This window comes from Gordonia sp. NPDC058843, from assembly GCF_042743165.1.
Taxonomy (GTDB): Bacteria; Actinomycetota; Actinomycetes; order Mycobacteriales; family Mycobacteriaceae; genus Gordonia.
On record NZ_JBHYNC010000003.1, the window covers coordinates 188,512 to 209,402 of the forward strand.

Genomic DNA, 20,891 nt, shown 5'->3' on the forward strand with positions numbered 1-20,891 from the left:
GGAGTCATTCGAGCGTCGCGTACACGTCCGGCCGGTTCCTGTGCAGCGCGACGGCCCACACGAGGCCGGAGAGGAAGGCCGTGGCCAGGACAGCGAGGAACATGTCGGCCAGGCCGTGCGAGCCGATGAGCAGGTCGAAGTTGCCGACGACGAGGACCAGGATCGTGCCGAGCGCTAGGAGCGCGAGGACGGGCGCGACGGTGCCACGCCACACGCCGGCCGTACGGACCCGAAGGAAGTGCACGACGATCGCGGCGGAGGTGAGCACCAGGAGGGCGATCAAACCGAGCGTTCCGGCGCCGCCGAACCAGGCGTAGACCTCGGTGACGGGATCCAACCCGCCGATCGCCGTCACCGCCACCAGCACGCCGATGACCGCAGAAGTGAGCAGCGATGCGACGTGCGGCGACCGGTGTGCGGCGTGCACCTCGCCGAGGCGCCGGGGCAGGGCGTCCTGCGTGCCGAGGGCGAACAGGTACCGCGAGACCACGTTGTGCGCGGTCAGGATGCATGCGAAGAAGCTGGTCACCAGGAGCACCTGCACACCGTCGTGCGCGACCTGCGAGACGTAGCGCGTCGCGAGCCCGGGCGCGAGCCCCTCGGGGTCCTGCGCGGCGAGCTCGGCGGCGCGGGAGACACCGAGTCCGCTGATCATCGCCCAGGAGGAGAAGGCGTAGATCACGGCGATGAGGATCACCGCGATGTAGGTGGCGCGCGGGACGGTGCGGTCGGGGTCCTTCGCCTCGGACCGGAACACTGCGGTCGCCCCGAAGCCGACGAATCCGAAGACCGCGAACATGATTCCGGTTCCGGTGGCCCCGCTGGAGAATGCGCCCCAGGACAGCGGCTCGGCCGAGAGACCGTCGGCGCCGCCGCGCAGCACGATCGCGAGGTCGACCAGCGCGACGATCCCGATCTCCGCGACCAGCAGCACACCGAGTACGCGGGCGCTCACCTCGACGTTCCGGTACCCGAGGTAGCCGATCGCCCCGAGCCCGGCCGCGGAGAGGATCCACCACGGCACCGACACGCCGGTGAATGTGGTCATCACGTTGCGGGCGGCGGCACCGAGGTAACCCGTCACGGAGACGATCAGGACGGCGTAGGTGACCAGGGCGAGCGCCGCCGCACCGAGGCCGACGATGGTGCCCAGGCCTCGCTGCACGTACGAGTAGAAGGCGCCGGCGTTGCGGACCTCGGGCGTCATCGCGGAGTAGCCGACGGTGAACAGCACCAGCACGATCCCGACGATCACGAAATCAACGGGGGTGCCGATGCCGTTCCCGGCACCGAGCATGAGAGGGATCAGCCCGGCGAAAACCGTGAGCGGTGCGGCGAACGCCACCACCATGAAGACGATCTGCGGGACGCCGAGGGTTCGGTTGAGGCCGGTGCCGGTCTCCGGTGCCTGGACTTCGCTCTGCCGCTTCATGAGAGCACGCCCCCGCCGACCCGGGCGCCCGCGGCGGTGAGAACCTCCGAGGCGGCGCGCTCCGCGGCGCTGACGGCACCGTCGATGTAGCCCTGATTCAGGATCGCCGTCTCCGTGCCGGCCCAATGAATCCGGCCCACCGGCCGGCGGTCGGCGTCGGTGTACTGGGTCAGCGAACCGGGCGCGCGGGAACCGACGCAGCCGCTGATCCACTGCTCGTGCGTCCAGTCCTTCTCCAGGTACGCCGCCGGATTCGCGGCCTCAGGCCCGAACAGGGTGGTCAGATCGGCGAGGAAGGCGTCGTGGCGCGCCGCGGGATCGTCGAGGATCGCGTCGGACCAGTGCTGGCCGAAGCCCGCGCCGGCGGTGCCGTGGAAGGTCAGCAAGATGCCGACGCTCGCGTCGGGCGGAGAGTTGTCGACGACGTAGTTCGCCACCGGGAGGTCGGTGACAGCCTGACCGTTCAGCCCCTGCTCGCGCCAGAACGGGCGGTCGTAAACCGCGAACAGCTTGTTCTCGGAGCCAGTGCTCCACCGTCGCTGCAGCATGCTGCGCCGGGTCGGGAGGTCGGGCGTGAACCGGATACGGGTCGCGTCCGCCGGCGACATCGCGACGATGACGCGGTCGGCCCGGACATCGGCGCGGGCGGATCGGACGAGCACGGCGTCGGCGTCCTGGTGGACGTCGGACACCGGGGAGTCGAGCACCACTGCCGGCCCGAGGTCGGCCGCCATGCGGTCGGCGATCGCCGCCGTGCCGCCCACCACCCGCCACTCCTGCGCACCGTCGGTGATGTTGACGGCGTGATCAACACCGCCACCACCCTTGATCCGCGCGAGCTGGACCAGCAGCGAGGTGCTGTGCAGGTCCTCCGCGTTGGTCACGGTGAAGGCCATCGTGAACATCTCCTTGGCCTCCGCGGTGAACGAGTGCGCATCCAGCCACCGGCCGAACGTCGTCGCGTCCCATTCCTGCGCCCGGCGCGCCGTCCACGGGGCCTCGAGGGGAACCGATTTCGCCATCCGCTCGAGCCGGAGCTGCAGCTGGGCGAAGTCGGCGAGGGCCAAGGGGCTCATCGGCGGGATCGTTCCGTCGTAGCGCCTGGACCTGCCGCGCCGGTGGTAGATCGACTTGCCGTCGATGAACGTCTTGAACGTTGTGAGGCCCAACTCGTCGATCAGTGCGAGGACGCGGTCCTGGCCGGGGCCGACCCACTGGCCGCCGCCCTCGGTGATCACGTCGCCGTTCACCTGCAGGTTCATCGTGCGGCCGCCGACGCGGTCGCCGGCCTCGATCACGGCCACGGAACGTCCAGCCCGGGTGAGCCGCCGCGCCGCCGTCAACCCGGAGATCCCGGCGCCGATCACCACGACGTCCACAGTGCGCTGCTCGGTCATGCCGCCACCTTCTCGATGTGGGAGGCGACGTGGTCTGCGATGCGCAGGGCGAGCGCGTCGGGAAGGTGATGCCCCATCCCTGGGATCACGATGTGGCGGGCGTGGGGGATCGCGGCGGCGGTCGCATCGCCGCCCGACGGTGCGACGATGAGATCGCGGTCGCCGTTGATCACCAGGGTGGGCGCGCTGATCCGTGCCAGCTCAGCGGTGCGGTCGCCCGACGCCGCGATCGCCTGGATCTGCCGGGCGGTGCCGGCGACACCGTCGCCCGCGGTGCGGTTCCAGGTGGTGACGGCATGCGCCGCCTCCTCCACCTCGTCGATCGGGTACGCCGTGCCGGCGAGATGGGCCGTCATCCGCAGGTGTGCCCGGACAGCGCCCACCCGGTCCCGCGGGGGCGGGCTCGCGATGAGCGCCATGGTCGACGCCGCGGGCTGCCCCACCTTCGCGTTCCCGGTGGTGGAGTACAGCGACGTCAGCGACGCGGTCAGTTCGGGATATCGCGCGGCGACGGTCTGCGCGATCATGCCGCCCATCGACCGCCCCACGACGTGGGTGGGTCCGAGCCCGAGATGCTCGATCAATTGGGTCGCGTCGTCGGCCATGTCCGCCAGCTTGTAGGCGTCGCGGCGGGCCTTGCCGAGCAGCTGCTGCAGCGTGTTCGGTGGCGGTGTCGTCGCGTACGTCGACCGCCCGCAGTCCCGGTTGTCCATGCGGATCACCAGGAATCCCGTGGCGGTCAACGCCGACACGAATCGGTCCGACCAGGTCGTCAGGTCCTCGGCGAGTCCGGCGACCATCAGCACGGGCGATGCGCCGTAGTGGCCGTCCATCCGGTAGCAGATACGGGTGCCACCCGGGAGCGGGGCGAACCTGTCCTCGGTGTGCTCAGGCACGGACGGCCTCCTTCGCTGTCGACGGTGCGGCGTCGTCCGTCGTGGAGCCGAACACCAGGGCGTCGTCGAGCAGCGGGCCGCGGAGGATCTTGGCGTCCTGCTGGTACGACATGGACATCTGGAACAGGCCCGTGCCCTGCTTGGGGATGACGTCGCGAGCGCGTTGGGCGTAGCCGGAGCTCAGGTCCACGATCGGCCGGCGCTCCATGCCGGGGTCGGCCTCGACACGGACGCTGTCGTACCCGAAAACGTCCATGTGCTTGACCAAGTCGCAGAAGTAGCGGGCGAGGATCCCGACCTTGAGCGTCCATGCGGACGTGGTGTAACCGATCGAGATGGCCAGGTTGGGGATGCCCGAGAGCAGTGCGCCGCGGTACGCGACCGTGTCCGGAAGGTGGATCGGGGTGCCGTCGACCTCGAGGTCGATGCCGCCGAGCATGCGCATGTTCAGGCCGGTCGCGGTGACGATGACGTCGGCGTCGAGGTGTTCGCCCGATTCGAGCGCGATCCCGGACGCCGTGAACCGGTCGATCTTGTCGGTGGTGATGGAGGCGGCGCCGGTGCTGAGCGCCTCGAAGAAGTCGCCGTCGGGGCACAGGCACAGGCGCTGGTCCCACGGGTTGTACGGCGGGTTGAAGTGGGTGTCCACGTCGTAGCCATCCGGCAGGGACTTGGCGTTGACACGCCGGATGATCTTGCGCGTGAGCTTCGGGAACGCGCGCATGAACTTGACCTGGCCGAGGTCGGTCCAGATGTTGGTGAACCGGGTCATCGCGTAGCCGCGCTTCTCGCCGAACACTCGGCTGAGCAGCTGGGCGAAGCTGTCGACCTTGGGCCACGGCACGACGTAGGTCGGCGTGCGCTGCAGCATGGTGACGTGAGCGGCGGCGCCCGCGTGGTTCAGCATCGACGGGATCAGCGTGACCGCAGTGGCACCGCTGCCGACGACCACGACCTTCTTGCCGGCGTAGTCGTAGTCCTCGGGCCAGTGCTGGGGGTGGATGATGTCGCCCTGGAAGTCCTCGCGGCCCTCGAAGTGCGGGGTGTATCCCTCGTCGTAGCGGTAGTAGCCGGTGCCGGCGAAGATCCAGTTCGTCGTGACCCGCCGGCCGCCGTCCGGCGTGTGGACGTCGAGGGTCCAGCGGGCGTTCTCGCTCGACCACGAGGCATGCTGCACGCTGTGCTCGAACCGGACGAGCCGGTTGAGATCGAACTCGTCGAGCGTCTCCTGCAGGTAGTTGACGATCTTCGGGGCTTCCGCGATGGCGTCGGGGTCGGTCCACGGCTTGAATTCGTAGCCGAAGGTGTGCAGGCCGTTGTCCGAGCGGATGCCGGGGTACTTGAACAGGTCCCACGTGCCGCCGATCTTCGCGCGCCCCTCGAGGATCACCACCCGCTTGCCGGGGAACGCCTCGGTGATGTACTTCGCGGCGCCGATGCCGGAGATGCCGGCACCGATGATGGCGATGTCGAATTCCTCGGTCTGCGAGAGTGTCTTCATCGTGGGCCTTTCGGTGATGACGGTGTGCCGTTGGTCACGTGATGTTGCCTATGACGGTGCCGGTTCAGCCGTCGTATGAGCCACAACACACTGCTTCCATTTCTCCCGAGGAGCAGTGCAGTGTGCACACGGTGGTCAGCTCCGGCCACCGGTGATCGCATCATCTGGTGCAAGGTGTTGCGCAGGTCGGCCCAGGATGTTGCACCTCGCTGTAGCGCGCGGAGGGCTCGCCGCGACAACGTGAGAAGCGTCACGAGACACGGATCACATCTCACGGAGGAACCATGCGCGACTTGCTCTTCGCCGCAGCGGACATCTGGATGATCGCCATCGGATTCATCTGCGGCGTGAAGTTCATCAGGAATCACTCGAACTGGCTGATCGGCCTTGAGTGGATGATCATGGCGACCTCGGGCACGAACTTCCTGATCTACGGCGTGACGAAGGCCGGCACCGATTCGCCGATGTACCACTTTGCGTACTTCCTCGACGCCTTCTCCCGGTCGATCGGTTTCACCGTGATCCTTGTGCTCGGCCTGCTCCAGGTGACGCACCGATACAAGCCGACGAAGGCCATCGAGGTGGGCGCCTTCGCCCTCGCCGCAGTGCTCGGCTACTTCCTCTCCGAGTTCGCCACCGAGATCGGCACCCCCGGCAAGGTGTTCTTCCTCGTGATGGCGCTCGGCGTCAGTGCCTACCTCGTCTACTACGGGCAGCGTCTGTGGGCGCTGGGCGAGCACGCCCACGCGGTCTGGGTGTGGATCGCGACGGCGCTCAACGTCGTGGTCGCGTCGATCTACGACTTCTGGCACATCCCAGGTGACGACGACGCCCACACGCTCTTCTACATCCTCGCGCTGTTCACCTGGGGGCTCGCCATGCTCGTGATCTACCGCTCGTACATCGCCTTCGACGCGCACAACAAGCGATTGGACGGTGCGCGTAGCGCCGGCGCGGCCGTCGTCCAGGGGGCCGAGAACGCATGAGCGCCACGACGAACACGGTCTACACCGAATTCACGGGCTGGATCGATCCACCCACTGACGTACGCCCTCCGCTCACTGAGAACCTGACCTGCTCCGTCGCTGTGATCGGAGGCGGGCTCGCGGGCATGGCGACTGCGCTGCGCCTCGCGGAGCACGGCGTCGACACGATCCTGATCGAGGCGCAGTTCTGCGGGAACGGCGCCGGATCGCGCAACGCCGGCCAGCTCGCCAGCGCGCCCGGCGGCGACATCCAGCTCCTGGATCTGCTGTACCGCACGCGGATGCCGGCGATCATCCGCCTCACCGAGAACGCGGCGGCCCACGTCGAGAACGTCATCGCGACACAGGGGATCGACTGCGACTACGAAGCCACCGGTAACGTCTTCGCCGCCGTATCCCGCGGCCAGCTCGGGCGAACTCGGCGGATCGCGAAGATCCTCCGCAGGGCCGGCGCCGAGGTCGAGGAGGGGGACGCCCGCGAATTGGGAATCCCGCACGGATTCGTCGGCGGCATGCGGGAGGTCCACGGCGGCATCATGAACCCGGGGAAGTTCCTCCGCGGGCTGCGCGCGGCGGTGCTCGACTCGTCGGCCCGGGTCTTCGAGCAGTCCAAGGTGACCGACGTCGTCCGGGATGGAGGCGACGTGGTCGTCGAGACCCCCGGTGGAATCGTCCGGGCGGGCAACGTCGTCCTCGCGACGAACGCCCACGCGGGCGAGTGGGACATCACCCCGAAGAGGCTGTCCTCGCCGATGTGGGTGACCGAGGTCGAGACCGAGCCGATCGACCCGGAGCGGCTTGCCGCGCTCGGCTGGACGAGCCGATCCGGGCTTGTCACGCAGCACAACATCATGGAGAACTACCGCCTCACCGCGCGCAACACCATCGTGTTCGGGGTGCGCCGGATCGAGCGCGCCGTCGAATACCCTCTCCCGGAACGCACCCCGGATCCGTCCGTCGTCGCCGAACTGGCGGAGGCCTTCGCGGGGCGGTTCCCGACGCTCGCAGACGTCGCCGTCGCCCGGGCATGGGGCGGCTGGATCGGCATCACTTCGAGCTGGTTACCCGTGGCGGGAACGACCGGAGGCAACGTCTACTACACACTCGCGTGCAACGGCCACGGCCTGGCGCAAGCGCCGTACATCGGTGCTCTCATCGCCGATCGGATCGCGACGGGAACGATGCCGGAGGACCTGCGCACCGTGTGGACCGACCAGCCGCGGTTCGGCCGCGCGGTCGGCCTGATCATGGGGCGCCTCGGCGTCCGAGCGGCCTGGGCCCTCGACCGGTTCAACGACGCGCTGAACGGGAGCAAGCGGATCGCGCGGCGGCGCTACGCGCACGCGACATCGGCCGACACGAAATCCTCCCGGGCGCTGGACGTACCGTGTCGACGGTCACGTAGATCCCCAGGGTTTTCCGTCGAGTAGTTGCCCTTGTTTCAGCGCTCTGGGCTCAGCGAAGCTGAGTAGGTCGGGTGGGGTGAGGCGGTCTACTTCGCTGGCCGCCCGTGTCGTTCACGGGGTCGGTAGGACGAGCCGTCCATGAGGATCTGATGGGCCGGTGGTCGATGAGCCACCCCCGCTGATTGAGCCGGCACCGAGCGCAGCGAGGAGCCGAGTCGAAATCACTTGGTGACCCGAAGTCACCAAGTGATTCCCGCGCATGCCTTCTACGACGCGCCGAGAATGCTGATCTCGAAAACGAGGGTGTCACCGACCTCGATGTTCGCCTGCGGATTGCCCTGCGCGTAACCGTCGGCCGACGTCATGGCGACGCCCACCTTGGATCCGACTTTCTGTCCCGCGATGGCCTTGCTGAATCCTGGGATCACGCCGTCGAGCGGGAAGGTGGCGGGGGAGCCGTTGGCGTAGGCGCTGTCGAAGGTCTCGCCGGTGCGGCCGTTCACGCCGACGTAGCAGACCGACACCGATGCGGTCTCCGGAACGACGGCGCCGTCACCCTCGACGAGCGTCTTGACCTGGGTGGCATCGACGCTGAACGGGTTCTCGACGGTGATGTCCGGGGCTTCGGTCGCGGTGGATGCGACCATCTGCAGGCTGCCGGTGGTGCCCTGCTCGGTCCACTGCGGTGCGGCCTCGGCGTTCGCGGGTGCGGTCGGGCAACTCTCCGCTCCTGCCGCCGGTGTCTCAGCGCCACCGGTCGCCGCAGTCGCAGTGGGTTCCGTTGTGCCCGAACCGGAATCGGAGTCAGAGCTGCAACCGGCGACAGCCAGGACGAGAGCGGTGCCGAGGGCGAGGGTCACGTTCTTGATGTTCACCCTCGGAACGCTACCCGAGGCACGGCCCCTCACCGAGAGCCCCGACCGGCCAACAGTCGGGCAGCCCGCTCGAGATCGGCCCGCACGGCTTGCGCGGCCGGCCATCGCGTCGCGCTCAGTACCAGCCCGGCGACCGCGGGCACCGTCAACACCGCCTCAGCATGCACGTCGGTGCCCCCATCCCGCTCGCCTCCGTGCCGGTCGCCCCCGCCGCGTTCGGCGAACGTCAACGTCAGCACCGCATCAACGGACCGCCACCGTCCGATCTCCTGCCACCGTCGACGAGACTCACAGGCGGTCACCTCCATCCGCGGCGACACCCCGGGCACGACGGTGATGTCGGTCCAGCTGGTGCCGACGTCACCCGCCAGGTCACCGATCGGCCGCAGGTCGTCGATCCGACGCAGACTCGACTGCCATTCCGGCCGATTGGCGGGGTCGGCGAGGTATTCGAAGGTGACGTCGATCGGTGCGTCGAACTGCACGACCGTGTCGATGACGGTGACGCGGGCGGGGGAGAGCATCAGCGGATCAGTTCCGCCAGCTGCTCGACCTCGGCAACGCTGCCGGGCGACACGAGCATCATCGTCACGCCGCACGCCTCCCAGACCTTGATCTGTTCGCGTACGTGATCGACGTTGCCGACGATCGCCGAGTCGTCCACGACGGCATCGGGGATGATCTGCGCCGCTTCGTCTTTGCGGTTGCTGCGGAAGAGTGCGGTCACCTCGTCGACGACGTCGGAGTAGCCCATCCGACGGTAGACCTCGGCGTGGAAGTTGGTGTCCTCGCTGCCCATCCCGCCCATGTACAGCGCCAGGAACGGCTTGATCGCCGCGTAGGTGCCCTCGCGGTCGTCGGTGACGACGATTTGGGCGGTCGCGCACACCTCGAAGTCCTCGCGGCTGCGTCGTGCACCGGGCCGTGCGAATCCCTCGTCGAGCCATTCGTTGTACGTGTCGGCCATGCGCGGCGTGTAGAACAGCGGCAGCCAGCCGTCGGCGATCTCGGCGGCGAGCGCAACGTTCTTCGGCCCCTCGGCACCGAGCATCACCGGGATGTCGCTGCGCAGGGGATGAGTGATCGGCTTGAGTGTCTTGCCCAGTCCCGATGCACCCGCACCGTCGAACGGGAGTGGGTAGTGCGGCCCGGCGCTGCTGACCGGCGCCTCGCGGGCCCACACCTGGCGCATGATGTCGATGTACTCGCGGGTCCGGGCCAGCGGCTTGGCGAACTTCTGCCCGTACCAGCCTTCGACGACCTGCGGTCCCGAGACGCCGAGCCCGACGATGTGCCGTCCGCCGGACAGGTGATCGAGGGTCAGCGCGGCCATCGCGCATGCGGTCGGTGTACGAGCCGACAGTTGCAGCACCGACGTCCCGAGCCGGACACGTTCCGTCGACGACCCGAGCCAGGCCAGCGGCGTGTAGGCGTCGGATCCCCAGGCCTCGGCGGTGAAGATGCTGTCGAAGCCGGAGGCCTCGGCCGCGGCGACGATCTCGGCGTGGTGGGTCGGCGGTTGCGCACCCCAGTAGCCCAGTTGCAGACCGAGTTTCACTGGCTGACCCCCTTGGACTCCGAGGCCGACTCGGCGGCAGCCTCCGCGGCGATCTGGTCGAACTGCGCGCCCATCGCGGCGGCGACGGCCTGCGCGCCCGACAGCGGGCGGACCATGACCATGAGGTCGTCGATCTTTCCGTCGTCGTTGACGTGGATGAAGTCGCAGCCGGTAATCTTCTTGCCGCCGACGACGGCTTCGAAGACGAGCGCCGAGTCGTGCCCGCCGGCGTCGTTGATCTCGCGGATGTAGCGGAAGTCCTCGAAGACCCGCAGCACGCCCCGCAGGATCGCCGATGTGATCGCCTTGCCCGGATACGGCTTGAATGCGACCGGACTGGTGAAGACCACGTCGTCGGCGAGCAGTGCCCTCATTGCCTGCTCGTCACGCGCCTCGACGGCCTCTCGGAACTGCTTCATGCGTCGACCTCCCTGTCGATGATTCTGCTTCGACGCTAGTGGATGCCGGTCCGGTTGATGTAGGAAGGCGAGGAGCCAGGAGTACCAGCAGAGCGGTGGCCAGTAATGCGATGCCGACCCACCCGACCGCGGTGATCGGTTCGGCGAGCACCCCGACGGCCAGCGCGGTCGCGACCGCGGGCTCGATCAGCGTGATGGTGGTGGCGGTCGAACTGTCGATCCGCCCGAGCCCTCGGCTGAACAGCACGTATCCGAGGAACTGTGGGACCAGGACGAGGTAGGCGAGGACGCCCAACGTCTCGGGGTGCGCGACCACCGCGGGTACGCCGACCGCGACGATCGGCAGCAGGAACACACCACCCAGACCCATGACGCTTCCGGCGGCGGCCCCGCGCGGCACGGACCTGTTCATCAGGCGACGCATCGCCCACGACAACCCCGCATAGGTGATGCCCGCGAGCAGGCCCAGTCCCACACCCAGCGCAGCGGAATGGTTGCCGGACAACGTGTCCCCGTGCGACGACTCGCTCCGCGACAGTGCAAGCGCCGCACTGCCGACGATGCCCAGCGCGCAGGCGATCGTCCACCGGAGGGTCAGCCTCCGCCCGTCGGCAACTCGTTCGATCACCGCCGAGAACAGCGGCGCCGACGCCAACGACACGACCGTTCCGAGCGCGACGCCGCCGATGCGCATCGACCCGAAGAAGCACAGTGGATAGATCATCACGCAGATGCCGCCGAGAAGTGCGACCGGCCACTGCCCGATCAACGACGACCACGCCGCACGGATGGCGCGGGCGTTCACCGCCGCTTGCAGAAGGCCACCGCCGGACATGGCGATCGCGCCGATGGTCACCGCGCTGAGTTCGGGCGCCATCGCCGCAGCGGTGCCCGACGTGCCCCACAGGATCGCGGTGAGTGCCACGGCCAGCATCCCGGCGCGTTCGGTCGTGCGCTGGTCGTTCATCACTGTGCGTCGGCGAGTGTCGCCGGATGCGGGTGCCGCGCGTAGAACTCGAGGTGCCGCCGTGCCGCGTCGTCCCACGTCAGCGACGCCGACAGGGTGCGGCCCGCTGCCACGCGCCGGGGGTCGGGCACGAGCGACGCGCCGAGGGCATCGGTCAGTTCCGCGACGGTCGAGGCATAGGTGACGGTGTCGCCGAACACCTCCCGAAGGATGGGGAGATCTCTCGCGACAACGGGACTTCCCGCGGCGAGGGCCTCCATCGCGGCCAGGCCGAAGCCCTCCTTGACCGAGGGGAAGGCGAGCACGCGGCAGCCGGCGACGAGCGACGGCAGGTCGTCGTCGGGCACGTTGCCGAGCACAATCGGCTCGACGTCGAGTTCGGCTCGCCTACGGTCGAATTCGGCGCGATAGTCCCGGTAGTCGAACAGGGTCTCGCCACCGGCGAAGACGAGCTTCAGTTCCGGATGAGCCGTGCGCAGAACGGCATACGCGTCGAGCAGGTCGATGCTGCCTTTGCGCGGTTCGATCCCGCCGACGGCCAGCACGTAGTCGCCGAGCTGATCCGACCAGCGTCGACGCGCTTCGGAGGCATCGGCATCATCCGACGCTGCGCGGGCGAAGCGTTCATACGCAACGCCGTTCGGGATGACTTCGGGGGTGAGGCCCCAGCCCGATTCGACCTCGTCGGCGACCGCGCGCGACACACAGATCCGCGCATACGGATTGACCACGGCCTTCTCGTGGCAGTCGACGAGGATGGGCGTCGTGAACTGGTCGAGATGGTGGATCGTGCGGATACACGTCCCGACGGCGTTGGCGCTGATGCAGTCCTGCGCGTGCACGATGTCATAGGCGCCGGGCTCGAAGGCCGCCCGCAGGGTGTCGATCGACCGGACGATGCGTTCGGTGATCGTCTCGTTCTCGCGATCGGGGAAGGTGACGAGCCGCACCCGGACAGCCGGGTCGACGGCACGGAAGAAGCCCTCGTCGCCGCCTCGGGCCAATGACCACACCGTGACATCGACACCGAGCCGGGCCATCGCCTCCGCCAGGTTCAGCGTGTGGACCACGCCGCCACGGGGTTTCGTCGAGTAGGTGAGCAGTGCGACGCGCAGTGACGGATTCGGCGCCCCGGTCATCGCTGGTCCGCCGACGTCGTCGACCGGTAGGTGTCCGGCCGGAGTTCGCCGAGATGACTCAGGACCCGCCGGGCGCGGTCGACCTCGGCATCGACATCGACTGTTGCCGTGGCCAATCCACCTTTCGATCGGGTGGTGGCCAAGACGTCGCCGCCGGGTCCGACGACCTTCGCCTGTCCGAGGAAGCGGAGCGAACCCATCACCCCGGTCTGGTTCGACGACACGACGAAGACCTGGTTCTCCGCAGCTCGGGCGCAGTCGTAGAGGTCGAACAGGCGTGACTGCCGGTCGGCGGGCAGGCGAGCGGCACGGTCGGTGACGCTGGCGGGCCACGCGGACAGCGCCGCGATGATCCGGGCGCCGTCGAGTGCCAGCGTGCGCGCCGACTCCGGGAACGTCTTGTCGTAGTCGATGAGCATGCCCAGGCGGCCGACCGGGGTGTCGAAGGAGCTGAACTCGTCGCCGGCCGCGTAGGCGAGCGCTTCGCCGGCCGGCTGGTGGACCTTGCGGTGGGCGCCGAGTATGCCGTCGCCGGTGACACAGACGGCGGTGTTGTAGCGCCGCTCGCCGACGGCCTCGGTGTAACCGATACACACGGTCATGTCACCGGCGGCGGCCGCGATCGCGGCAAGTTCCGGACCGTTGGGGTGCAGCGCGGGCGGCAACTCGGCCGGGTCGGGGTTTCGCAGGTCGCCGAGGTACCCGCCGAGCGAGGCGTCGGGGAAGACGAGGAGATCGACGCCGTCACGTGCCGCGGATTCGACGATGCCGACCGCTTTGGCGACACCGCGGTCGACGTCGCGTCCGAAGTGCGCGGCGAGGGCTCCGAGGGTGACCGTCCTCATGGGCGAACTGTACCGGTCGAATCCGTCCCCGGGCTCGGTCGCACGAGAGTCACGCCCCAGTGGTTCACGCGGCGCCCAACCCGGTAACGGTCGACGCGACGGCGACGGTCGTCTCACCGTCGGGCCACCGCAGCCGGATCCCCGGTGCAGCGGTCAAGCGACCGCAGTCGACGGTCGTCACGGTGTCCGGTGCGGGTACCGCGCGTCGGGTGGCGGGACGGTCGGTGCTGAGCATCGCGTAACCCGGGAAGCAGGTGAGCCACGCACCCATCGACGCGTCGACGGGTCGTGGCACCGCCGTCACGTCCAGTTCGGCACCCGTTCCCGATGCCTCGGCGAGCATGCCCAGCGTGCCGACGATGCCGGCCATGCTGACGTCCTTGGCCGACGCAGGTGCCAGGTTCGCCAGGTGCGACGCCATGGCGCAGAGTTCGTCGCTGCTGCGTGAGCTCGTCGAATCCCACTGACGGTCGTGATAGCCGGGACGCCACGATCCGCCGAGATCGGCGTGGAGGGTCACGGTGTCACCGACCGTGCCGCCGCCGGCGCGGAGCGGGCGATCCGTCGTGCCCAGCGCGGTCACCGCCAGCGCCGACGGCACGCCGACCTGGGTGTGACCACCGAGAACCGGTGTGCGCCAGGCTGCGGCGGCCGAGCTGATGCCGCGGATGATGCGCGTCAGATGCGACGTCGTCGGCGCCCCGACGGCATCGAGCAGGCCGAGCGGCCGGGCGCCCATCGCACTGAGGTCGTTGATGTTGACGAGCACCGAACACCAACCCGCCCATTCGGGATCGCGTTCGATCATCGACGGGATGATCGCGTCGCAGGCCGCGATCACGTCGGTACCGGGGACCGGAACGCCGTCGTCGCCGCGGAACCCGGCGGACCCCAGGCCGCCCGGCATGTTCGCGAACGGCGCGAGCGCCTCGGCGAGAACCGCTTTCGTCCCGTCGACCGTGCGTTGGATTCGGTCGACTGGGTACCGCATCTCTCGATGCGACCGTCCTTCGATGCGCGGACCCGGGCCGTGGTCGTACCAGCCGAGTCGGATGAACATCGGTGCGTACCGATCCTGCACCGTGGCGTCGAAACGCAGGGCACCCAACTGCTCGACGTGCGCGCATGCCGCTCGCACCAGCGCCGGACCGATTCCGGCGGCGAGTCCGGGATCGGCGACGACGAGCCGGCTCCCGAACCACCATCCGATGTCGACGTGTTCAGATCCCGCCCACGGTGTAGGTGCAATCCGCACCCCGCCCGCGATCGTCCCGTCGGGCAGTGTCGCGATCAGGACCGTGGTACGTGGGTCATCGTCGGTGTCGTCGAGATCGGTGCGCTCGAAAAGTGCCTGGCGCTCGACGAATTCGCGGTGTCGCAGCGCGCGATACGAAGCGTGTTCCTGCGAGTTGTCCGCAACGGTGATCAGGAACTCCGACCGGGGAGTCGTTCGCGGTAGCCCGGACAGGATCGACAGTTCGCCCCGTGACAACACCTCAGCCTCCGACCGTCGGCAACACACTGCAGGCACCGCAGGCCGCACAGCCCGCACGCTGCTCCGACCCGGACATCCCGATGACACTCAGATGACCGGCGACCTCCCGGCTGATCTTCTCGACGATCGTCGGGTCGGGTGCGGGAGCGTTGTCGACGTCGACGGCGAGGGTCCCCGCGTGACGCCGGAACGGCACGATGAAGGGGTACACGCCCATGTCGGCCAGTTCCTTGGCGCCCGCGATCATTTCGTCGGTGTCCTCGCCGAGACCGACCAGCAGGTACGTCGACACCTGGTTTCGGCCGAACACCCGGACCGCCTCGCCCCAGGCCGCGCGGTACTCCGCCATCGGTACCGTCGACTTGCCGGGCATCCACCGACGCCGCACGTCGTCGTCGAGGGATTCGACGTGGATGCCGATGGCGTCCGCGCCTGCCTGCCGCAGTTCGGTGAGGACGGCCAGATCGGCCGGTGGCTCGCACTGGACCTGGATCGGGAGTTCCGGCACCGCCGCCTTGATGGCGCGGACGCACCGGGCGAGATGACGGGCCCCGCGGTCGCGCCCACCGCTGGTGCCGGTGGTCATGACCATCTGGGTGATCCCGTCGAGATCGACAGCTGCCCGGGCAACTTCGGCAAGTTGCTCGGGCTTCTTCACCGCGATCGTCGAGCCGGACTTCAGCGACTCTTCGATCGAACAGAACCGGCACCGCTGGTCTTCGGCGTAGCGAATGCAGGTCTGCAGCACCGTGGTCGCCAGCACGTTGCGGCCGTGCAGGCGGGCGATCTTCTCGTAGCTCACCCCGTCCGCGGTCTGCAGGTCGTAGAAGCGGGGGCGCCCGATCGCGCTCACCTCGACACCGATGTCGACCCCGTCGTACAGCACGCGATCACCGTCGAAAACGAACGGACTCCGCGGGTTCCGCGGGATCGCGGCATGCAACCCATCGACCATAAGGTGTCCATCGTCGCTGGGCCCCGCACCGCCACTGCGCTGCAACGGCGGATCACCGCGGATACCGAGCAACGCCAGGTCGACTCGTGTGGATACCGTCATGGGTACTCCTTATCTCTGCTCCCTGAGGTGTGAGGAGCGCTAGCGACGAGCCTCGAAGGGTTAAGCGAGTTGCGCTGCGACTCGGCCCCTTTGCTCCCTGAGGTGCGAGGAACGCAAGCGACGAGCCACGAAGGGTTCGTGATCTTCCTTGCGACCCGACCCCCATCGCTCCCTGCGGTGCGAGGAGCGCAAGCGACGAGCCGCGAAGGGGTTCGTACCCCACGCTGGTTGAGCCGACACCGAGCGCAGCGAGGCGTCGAGTCGAAGCCACCTGGTGACCCGATCTGCCCAACCCAACCGCAGCTCAACAAAATGCCCCAAACCTACTGCGCAACAACCAATCGCACACGACCACACACCGCTTCGACGACATGCTCCGCCACAAACCGCGCGTCCCGGTCGATACCGAGAAACCGCCCCGACCCCCAGGTGTGCATCCACGGCAGTCCGACGAAACTGAGTCCGGGAACCTCAGTGATCCCGCGAGTCTGCATGGGCCGGCCACCACCGTCGAAGGCGCTGGCTTCGATCCACCGGTAGTCGGGTCGGTAGCCGATCGCCCAGATGATCGAGGTGACGCCCTCTCCCGCGAGGTCGAGTTCCGCGGGATCGATCTCAGGCGACCACACCGGTTCATACCGCGACGCTTCCGGCGCCTCGATACCCAGCTTCTCGATGTGCCGGTCGATGTCGCCGCAGATCGAGTTGTACACGGCGTCGGCCTGGTCGAGGGCAGCGGACAGCGTCGGGGCGAACCGCAGCGTCGAGTCCTTGCCGTCGGTGAGAACGCCGTAGAGCTTCATTCCCTCGACTGCGAAGCGTCGGAGATCGATGTCGCGGCCGCCATCTCGCCCGGTGACGTAGTGATTGGTCTTCTCCTGCGCGGCCCGTCCGCCGGGGTACTCCTGGGTAGGGGTGTCGTAGAGACCCATGTCCGATAGCCAGGTCATGCAGTCGCGCCCCCGGTAGAACCGGGCGACTCTCGGCGCGTTGCCGATCGCGAGGTGCACCTGCCGGCCCGCGAGGTGGAGGTCTTCGGCGATCTGCGTGCCCGACTGACCCGACCCGACGACCAGCACGGCACCGTCGGGCAGTTGCTCGGGGTTGAAATACTCCTCGGAGTGCAGCTGGTGCACAGCCGGATTGAGCGACGGTGCGAACGATGGCACCACCGGCAACGGGTATCCACCTGTCGCGATGACGGCCTGGTCGCAGGTGAGCGAGCGCACCCCATCCGGACCGCCGAGTGTGAGCTCGAACCGATCACCGGACAACCGCTGCAGACGAGTGACTTTCGTGTGTTCGACGAGCGGCGGTTCGAACGTCTCCAGCCACCCGTGCAGCCACTCCACGACCTCGTCGCGGGTCATGAACCCGTCCGGGTCCGGACCGTCGTAGGTGTATCCGGGGAGCTTGCAGTGCCAGTTGGGCGTGACGAGGGTGAAGTTGTCCCAGCGCTTGTCGGCCCACGCATGAACCGCGGTGTCGGCCTCGACGACGAGATGGTCGACGCCCGCCTGCCCGAGGTACCAGCTGACCGAGAGGCCGGCTTGACCGCCGCCGATGACGACAACCGGAACGTGTGCGTTCATGACTGCTCCTCACTGCCGGTTCCACCGCTGGTTGAGCCGGGGCGCCCACTGCTGGTTGAGCCGGGCCGGAGCGAAGCGACGCCCCGAGTCGAAGCCACCTCCGCACCCGGCAGCGGCGGGTACATCGACACCACCTCGACCTCAGCCGAATCCGCGTGCCGTCCTGCATCGACAGCGATCTCCTCCGCCGACGCAGCGGCCGAGGTACACGCGAAGCCGTACTTGGCACGGACCCTGGCGCTGGCTTCATCAAGCGCTGTCGTTGCGCGCGAGCGGAAGTCGTCGACGCGGTACGTGCCCGGCGCGAGGTGGTCGTGCAGGACGAGGCTGGGGGAGTAGTACTGGCGGAACAGGCCGTCGGGCCACCGCACCTGAACGGTCATCTCAGGCATGGGCGAGGTCCCGCCACGCGAAGCCAGCGGTGGCGTCAGGGTCGGTATCGGCCTCGACGAGCATCCCATACACCTCGGGACGCCGGTCCCGCAGGTGGAACATGCCGGCCCGCATGGCGGTGAAGCTCTCCGCGATGTCCACCTCCGCGACGGCCAGGCCGCTGCCGAGAAGCGTTGTGTCGAGGATGTTCCCACCGGGGTCGACGATCTTGGCGTTGCCCACGTAGCGCAGCGAACCGAACGTGCCGCTCTGGTTGGCCGCAACCCAGAACACCTGATTCTCGAGAGCGCGCGCGGTGTCGAAGAGGTTGAACCGGTATGTCCACCGGTCTTCTTGCAGATTCTCGGCGGTTGCGGTGCGCGCCGCGGGCCACGCGGACAGGCTGGCGATGATCTCGGCGCCCTTGAGCGCCATGATCCGCGCTGCCTCAGGAAACGCCTTGTCATAACAGATCTGGAGGCCGATTCGGCCGACGGGAGTGTCGAAGACGTCGTACCCGGTGCCCGACGAATACGACATGTTCTCGCCGAGCGGTTGGTGCACCTTTCGGTAACTGCCGTAGATGCGGTTCCCGTCGAGGACTGCGGCCGAGTTGTAGCGGGTCTCGCCGTCCTCACCGAGCTCGCAGAACCCGATGGCCACCACCAGGTCTCCGACGATGGACTGCACCCGAGCGATCTCGGGCCCGTCGAGGGAGATCGCCGGCGGCAACGACCGGCTGCTGTTCTTCTGCGTGTCGCCGTGGTTGCCCAGGGACGACAGGTATCCGCCGATCGCCGCCTCCGGGAACACCAGGAAGTCGACGCCCCGCGTTCGTGCTTCGGCGACGTACTGTTCGATCGTCGCGTAGTTCTGCTCGAGATCGCGGGTGAAGTTCGCCGCGACGGTTCCGATGGTGGTCATGTGATTCCCAAAGTCGGTGATGGTTCTGTGGGCTGAGGGGGTCAGGCGCACGAGCGGCGCCCGGGCCTCCGCTGGTTGAGCAGCCCAGGCGCACGAGCGGCGCCCGGGCCTCCGCTGGTTGAGCAGGCGAGGAGCGTAGCGACGAGCCGTGTCGAAACCACTCCCGCCCAACACATCTGGACCGAGCTCAGACCATGTAGGTCGAGTTGATGATCGCGCCCTTGCGGGCGTAGTGGATGAGTGCATCCTGGACGTCGAGCGGATGTGCCGGGATGACCCCTTCGATCAGATCCTCTTCACGCCCACCGTGCAGGGCGAGCCCGAAGCGGCAGCAGAACACGGTCCCGCCCTCGGAGATAAAGGTCTCGAGCGAGTTGTTGATGTTTTGCTCGCCCGGGAACCCGGAGTCGCCGGTCGTCGGAAATCCTCGTGTGGCAAGGCAGTTGATGGCACCCGGACCGTAGAAGTACATCGCCGACTCGAAGCCCTTGCGGAGTGCGCGAGTCGCCTGGAGCACGGCGACGAACGACACCGACGACTCGTGAGCGATGCCGTGCACGAGGGTGAAGTACGACTCACCGTTCTCGGCCTGGTAGTCCGGGAAGATCTTGGTGCCGCCATAGATGTTGGAGCCCTTGGGAAGTGAGGGGTGCGGGATCTCCGCCAGCGACGCGGCGATGTTCTCGGTGATGGTTTCGTCGAATGAAGGCACAAGAACTCCTGGGATGGCGAGACGAGACGGTGTCTCTGAGTGTTCGGCCGCATGGCGGCTCGACGTGCGAGGGTGGATCGGGCATCATTGCCCTGAGTCGTTCGACCGGAGATCCGGTCTCATCGAGTAGCTATTGCTTGCTACGACACTCAGTTCACTCGCCATCGATTACCGAATGGTTTCCGGCGGAATAAAGAAGCCGCGAAATCGCGTAACACGACCCTGGTCGGTCGACCGACTCGCGCAGCCGGGCATAAAAATATCCGACGAACCGGTCGGGTCGGGGGTCTGACCGGTTCGTCGGACAAGACCCAGTGTATCCCTCGCGCCCCAGCAGGGTCCACCGAGGTATCCGCAATTCTGTGACCTGTCAGATTGCGGATCCTTCATCACCTCTTGCTCCCCGAGGTACGAGGAGCGCAAGCCGCCGGGCGAGCAAACGACGAAGGAGCGCGTCGAGGTCGACCAGCCACGAAGGGTCCCCGCAACCAGTCACCACACCCCTGCGCGTCGCACTCGCAATCACCCGCAACACAGAGCAACGTTGTCCTCATGCTCACTGCGGTTCTGTACGGGCTCGCAACCGCCATCCCCATCGCGGTCGGCGCGGCGATCGGTCTGCGATGGAATCTGCCGAATGCGATCTTGGCGACGCTCATGGCCTTCGGCGCGGGCACGATGATCGCGGCCGTCTCGACCGAACTCTTCGAGCCCGCCTTCAGCCAGGCCGGCACCGGGGTGGCGGCACTGGCGCTGTTCTCTGGCACGGCGGTCTACGTCGTCGCCGACCGACTCGTCGAGACCAAGCTCGGGTCGTCGGCGATCGGCCCCGCACTGATGATCGGCGTGTTCCTCGACGGCGTGCCGGAGAACACCGCTCTCGGTGTCTCGCTGACGGCCGGCGGTTCGCTCGTCCTGGTGGTCGCGATTGCCGTCGGTAACGTGCCGGAGGCGGTGAGCGGAGCGTCGTTGATGCGTCGTGAGCACGACGCCTCGATCCGCTCGGCGCTGGCGATGTGGATGTTCACTGCTGTGGTTCTCGTTGCTGTCACGGTGGGCGGTTATGCGATTGCCGACGCCATTCCGACGACGGCGATCAGCGTCGTCCAGGCCTTCGCTGGCGGCGCGACGCTCGGTGTGCTCGCCAACTCGCTGATGCCGGAGGCGTACCGCGAAGGCGGCTGGTGGGTCGGCCTGGCGACCGCTGGCGGGTTCTTGCTGGCGTTCGTCCTCGGCTGAGCCGGCCGGGATGCGCCGGTTCCACCGCATCGATTTCGCAGCGCGGCCCCGGATTTCCACCCCCGGGATCCACCCCGGG

At 67.9% G+C, this 20,891-nt stretch carries 20 protein-coding genes; 3 read left to right on the top strand and 17 right to left on the bottom strand.

All coding sequences use genetic code 11. The annotated features are described in order from the left end of the window. Window positions 1-4 precede the first annotated feature (4 nt). The 4 genes from ACFW3F_RS03780 to ACFW3F_RS03795 are packed head-to-tail and all read right to left on the bottom strand — an operon-like array spanning window position 5 to window position 5,226. A complete protein-coding gene (locus tag ACFW3F_RS03780) occupies window positions 5-1,432 on the bottom strand; it encodes an APC family permease (RefSeq protein ID WP_388054444.1) in 1,428 nt (475 codons plus the stop codon). Then, window positions 1,429-2,829 carry a flavin monoamine oxidase family protein gene (locus tag ACFW3F_RS03785; protein ID WP_388054446.1) on the bottom strand — a complete coding sequence of 467 codons (1,401 nt, stop codon included), beginning with the start codon at window positions 2,827-2,829 and terminating at the stop codon, window positions 1,429-1,431. Before ACFW3F_RS03785 ends, ACFW3F_RS03780 begins: the two co-directional genes overlap by 4 nt. Further along, a complete protein-coding gene (locus ACFW3F_RS03790; RefSeq protein ID WP_388054448.1) occupies window positions 2,826-3,725 on the bottom strand; it encodes an alpha/beta fold hydrolase in 900 nt (299 codons plus the stop codon). The genes ACFW3F_RS03785 and ACFW3F_RS03790 overlap by 4 nt, the downstream gene beginning before the upstream one ends. Continuing rightward, window positions 3,718-5,226 carry a flavin-containing monooxygenase gene (locus ACFW3F_RS03795; protein ID WP_388054450.1) on the bottom strand — a complete coding sequence of 503 codons (1,509 nt, stop codon included), beginning with the start codon at window positions 5,224-5,226 and terminating at the stop codon, window positions 3,718-3,720. The genes ACFW3F_RS03790 and ACFW3F_RS03795 overlap by 8 nt, the downstream gene beginning before the upstream one ends. A 284-nt stretch (window positions 5,227-5,510) precedes the next feature. Here ACFW3F_RS03795 and ACFW3F_RS03800 point away from each other — a divergent pair, with 284 nt between their 5' ends. Together ACFW3F_RS03800 and ACFW3F_RS03805 are read left to right on the top strand one after the other, a co-directional pair. Continuing rightward, window positions 5,511-6,212, top strand: coding sequence for a transporter (locus ACFW3F_RS03800; RefSeq protein ID WP_388054452.1), 702 nt, complete (start codon window positions 5,511-5,513; stop codon window positions 6,210-6,212). Next, window positions 6,209-7,642, top strand: coding sequence for an NAD(P)/FAD-dependent oxidoreductase (locus tag ACFW3F_RS03805; RefSeq protein ID WP_388054454.1), 1,434 nt, complete (start codon window positions 6,209-6,211; stop codon window positions 7,640-7,642). Before ACFW3F_RS03800 ends, ACFW3F_RS03805 begins: the two co-directional genes overlap by 4 nt. Before the next feature lie 242 nt (window positions 7,643-7,884). On the opposite strand, the gene ACFW3F_RS03810 is transcribed toward ACFW3F_RS03805, so the two are convergent. The 13 genes from ACFW3F_RS03810 to ACFW3F_RS03870 all read right to left on the bottom strand — a co-directional run bounded on the left by ACFW3F_RS03810 (window position 7,885) and on the right by ACFW3F_RS03870 (window position 19,573). After that, a complete protein-coding gene (locus tag ACFW3F_RS03810) occupies window positions 7,885-8,493 on the bottom strand; it encodes an FKBP-type peptidyl-prolyl cis-trans isomerase (protein WP_064570258.1) in 609 nt (202 codons plus the stop codon). A gap of 29 nt (window positions 8,494-8,522) precedes the next feature. Continuing rightward, window positions 8,523-9,017, bottom strand: coding sequence for an SRPBCC family protein (locus ACFW3F_RS03815; RefSeq protein ID WP_388054456.1), 495 nt, complete (start codon window positions 9,015-9,017; stop codon window positions 8,523-8,525). Then, window positions 9,017-10,051 carry an LLM class F420-dependent oxidoreductase gene (locus ACFW3F_RS03820; protein WP_388054458.1) on the bottom strand — a complete coding sequence of 345 codons (1,035 nt, stop codon included), beginning with the start codon at window positions 10,049-10,051 and terminating at the stop codon, window positions 9,017-9,019. The genes ACFW3F_RS03815 and ACFW3F_RS03820 overlap by 1 nt, the downstream gene beginning before the upstream one ends. Next, window positions 10,048-10,470, bottom strand: coding sequence for a nuclear transport factor 2 family protein (locus ACFW3F_RS03825; protein WP_388054460.1), 423 nt, complete (start codon window positions 10,468-10,470; stop codon window positions 10,048-10,050). Before ACFW3F_RS03825 ends, ACFW3F_RS03820 begins: the two co-directional genes overlap by 4 nt. Beyond that, window positions 10,436-11,437 (bottom strand): DMT family transporter, encoded by a 1,002-nt coding sequence (locus ACFW3F_RS03830; protein ID WP_388054462.1) that lies wholly within the window; start codon window positions 11,435-11,437, stop codon window positions 10,436-10,438. Before ACFW3F_RS03830 ends, ACFW3F_RS03825 begins: the two co-directional genes overlap by 35 nt. Beyond that, window positions 11,437-12,576 (bottom strand): MSMEG_0565 family glycosyltransferase, encoded by a 1,140-nt coding sequence (locus ACFW3F_RS03835; protein WP_388054464.1) that lies wholly within the window; start codon window positions 12,574-12,576, stop codon window positions 11,437-11,439. The genes ACFW3F_RS03830 and ACFW3F_RS03835 overlap by 1 nt, the downstream gene beginning before the upstream one ends. Continuing rightward, on the bottom strand, window positions 12,573-13,421 hold the full coding sequence (locus ACFW3F_RS03840) for a carbon-nitrogen hydrolase family protein (protein WP_388054466.1): 849 nt from the start codon (window positions 13,419-13,421) through the stop codon (window positions 12,573-12,575). Before ACFW3F_RS03840 ends, ACFW3F_RS03835 begins: the two co-directional genes overlap by 4 nt. Window positions 13,422-13,485: 64 nt before the next feature. Next, window positions 13,486-14,916 (bottom strand): MSMEG_0567/sll0787 family protein, encoded by a 1,431-nt coding sequence (locus tag ACFW3F_RS03845; protein ID WP_388054468.1) that lies wholly within the window; start codon window positions 14,914-14,916, stop codon window positions 13,486-13,488. A gap of 1 nt (window position 14,917) precedes the next feature. Further along, window positions 14,918-15,973 carry an MSMEG_0568 family radical SAM protein gene (locus ACFW3F_RS03850; RefSeq protein WP_388054470.1) on the bottom strand — a complete coding sequence of 352 codons (1,056 nt, stop codon included), beginning with the start codon at window positions 15,971-15,973 and terminating at the stop codon, window positions 14,918-14,920. Window positions 15,974-16,296: 323 nt separating this feature from the next. After that, entirely contained in the window at window positions 16,297-17,565 is a 1,269-nt protein-coding gene (locus ACFW3F_RS03855; RefSeq protein ID WP_388054472.1) for an MSMEG_0569 family flavin-dependent oxidoreductase, read from the bottom strand. Beyond that, a complete protein-coding gene (locus ACFW3F_RS03860; RefSeq protein WP_388054474.1) occupies window positions 17,562-17,957 on the bottom strand; it encodes an MSMEG_0570 family nitrogen starvation response protein in 396 nt (131 codons plus the stop codon). The genes ACFW3F_RS03855 and ACFW3F_RS03860 overlap by 4 nt, the downstream gene beginning before the upstream one ends. Further along, window positions 17,950-18,861: a carbon-nitrogen hydrolase family protein gene (locus ACFW3F_RS03865; protein WP_388054476.1), complete on the bottom strand. Its 912-nt coding sequence runs from the start codon at window positions 18,859-18,861 to the stop codon at window positions 17,950-17,952. Before ACFW3F_RS03865 ends, ACFW3F_RS03860 begins: the two co-directional genes overlap by 8 nt. Before the next feature lie 187 nt (window positions 18,862-19,048). Further along, window positions 19,049-19,573 (bottom strand): MSMEG_0572/Sll0783 family nitrogen starvation response protein, encoded by a 525-nt coding sequence (locus ACFW3F_RS03870; RefSeq protein ID WP_004019804.1) that lies wholly within the window; start codon window positions 19,571-19,573, stop codon window positions 19,049-19,051. A 552-nt stretch (window positions 19,574-20,125) separates the two neighbouring features. On the opposite strand from ACFW3F_RS03870, the gene ACFW3F_RS03875 reads away from it, so the two are divergent. Then, window positions 20,126-20,812 carry a ZIP family metal transporter gene (locus ACFW3F_RS03875; protein ID WP_388054478.1) on the top strand — a complete coding sequence of 229 codons (687 nt, stop codon included), beginning with the start codon at window positions 20,126-20,128 and terminating at the stop codon, window positions 20,810-20,812. The last annotated feature ends 79 nt before the right edge of the window (window positions 20,813-20,891 follow it).

Bases quoted from the DNA above. Each gene is read 5' to 3' on its own strand.
- ACFW3F_RS03780 (WP_388054444.1), bottom strand. From the start codon at position 1,432: ATGAAGCGGCAGAGCGAAGTCCAGGCACCGGAGACCGGCACCGGCCTC.
- ACFW3F_RS03785 (WP_388054446.1), bottom strand. From the start codon at position 2,829: ATGACCGAGCAGCGCACTGTGGACGTCGTGGTGATCGGCGCCGGGATC.
- ACFW3F_RS03795 (WP_388054450.1), bottom strand. From the start codon at position 5,226: ATGAAGACACTCTCGCAGACCGAGGAATTCGACATCGCCATCATCGGT.
- ACFW3F_RS03800 (WP_388054452.1), top strand. From the start codon at position 5,511: ATGCGCGACTTGCTCTTCGCCGCAGCGGACATCTGGATGATCGCCATC.
- ACFW3F_RS03805 (WP_388054454.1), top strand. From the start codon at position 6,209: ATGAGCGCCACGACGAACACGGTCTACACCGAATTCACGGGCTGGATC.
- ACFW3F_RS03815 (WP_388054456.1), bottom strand. From the start codon at position 9,017: ATGCTCTCCCCCGCCCGCGTCACCGTCATCGACACGGTCGTGCAGTTC.
- ACFW3F_RS03825 (WP_388054460.1), bottom strand. From the start codon at position 10,470: ATGAAGCAGTTCCGAGAGGCCGTCGAGGCGCGTGACGAGCAGGCAATG.
- ACFW3F_RS03830 (WP_388054462.1), bottom strand. From the start codon at position 11,437: ATGAACGACCAGCGCACGACCGAACGCGCCGGGATGCTGGCCGTGGCA.
- ACFW3F_RS03835 (WP_388054464.1), bottom strand. From the start codon at position 12,576: ATGACCGGGGCGCCGAATCCGTCACTGCGCGTCGCACTGCTCACCTAC.
- ACFW3F_RS03840 (WP_388054466.1), bottom strand. From the start codon at position 13,421: ATGAGGACGGTCACCCTCGGAGCCCTCGCCGCGCACTTCGGACGCGAC.
- ACFW3F_RS03850 (WP_388054470.1), bottom strand. From the start codon at position 15,973: ATGACGGTATCCACACGAGTCGACCTGGCGTTGCTCGGTATCCGCGGT.
- ACFW3F_RS03855 (WP_388054472.1), bottom strand. From the start codon at position 17,565: ATGAACGCACACGTTCCGGTTGTCGTCATCGGCGGCGGTCAAGCCGGC.
- ACFW3F_RS03860 (WP_388054474.1), bottom strand. From the start codon at position 17,957: ATGCCTGAGATGACCGTTCAGGTGCGGTGGCCCGACGGCCTGTTCCGC.
- ACFW3F_RS03865 (WP_388054476.1), bottom strand. From the start codon at position 18,861: ATGACCACCATCGGAACCGTCGCGGCGAACTTCACCCGCGATCTCGAG.
- ACFW3F_RS03875 (WP_388054478.1), top strand. From the start codon at position 20,126: ATGCTCACTGCGGTTCTGTACGGGCTCGCAACCGCCATCCCCATCGCG.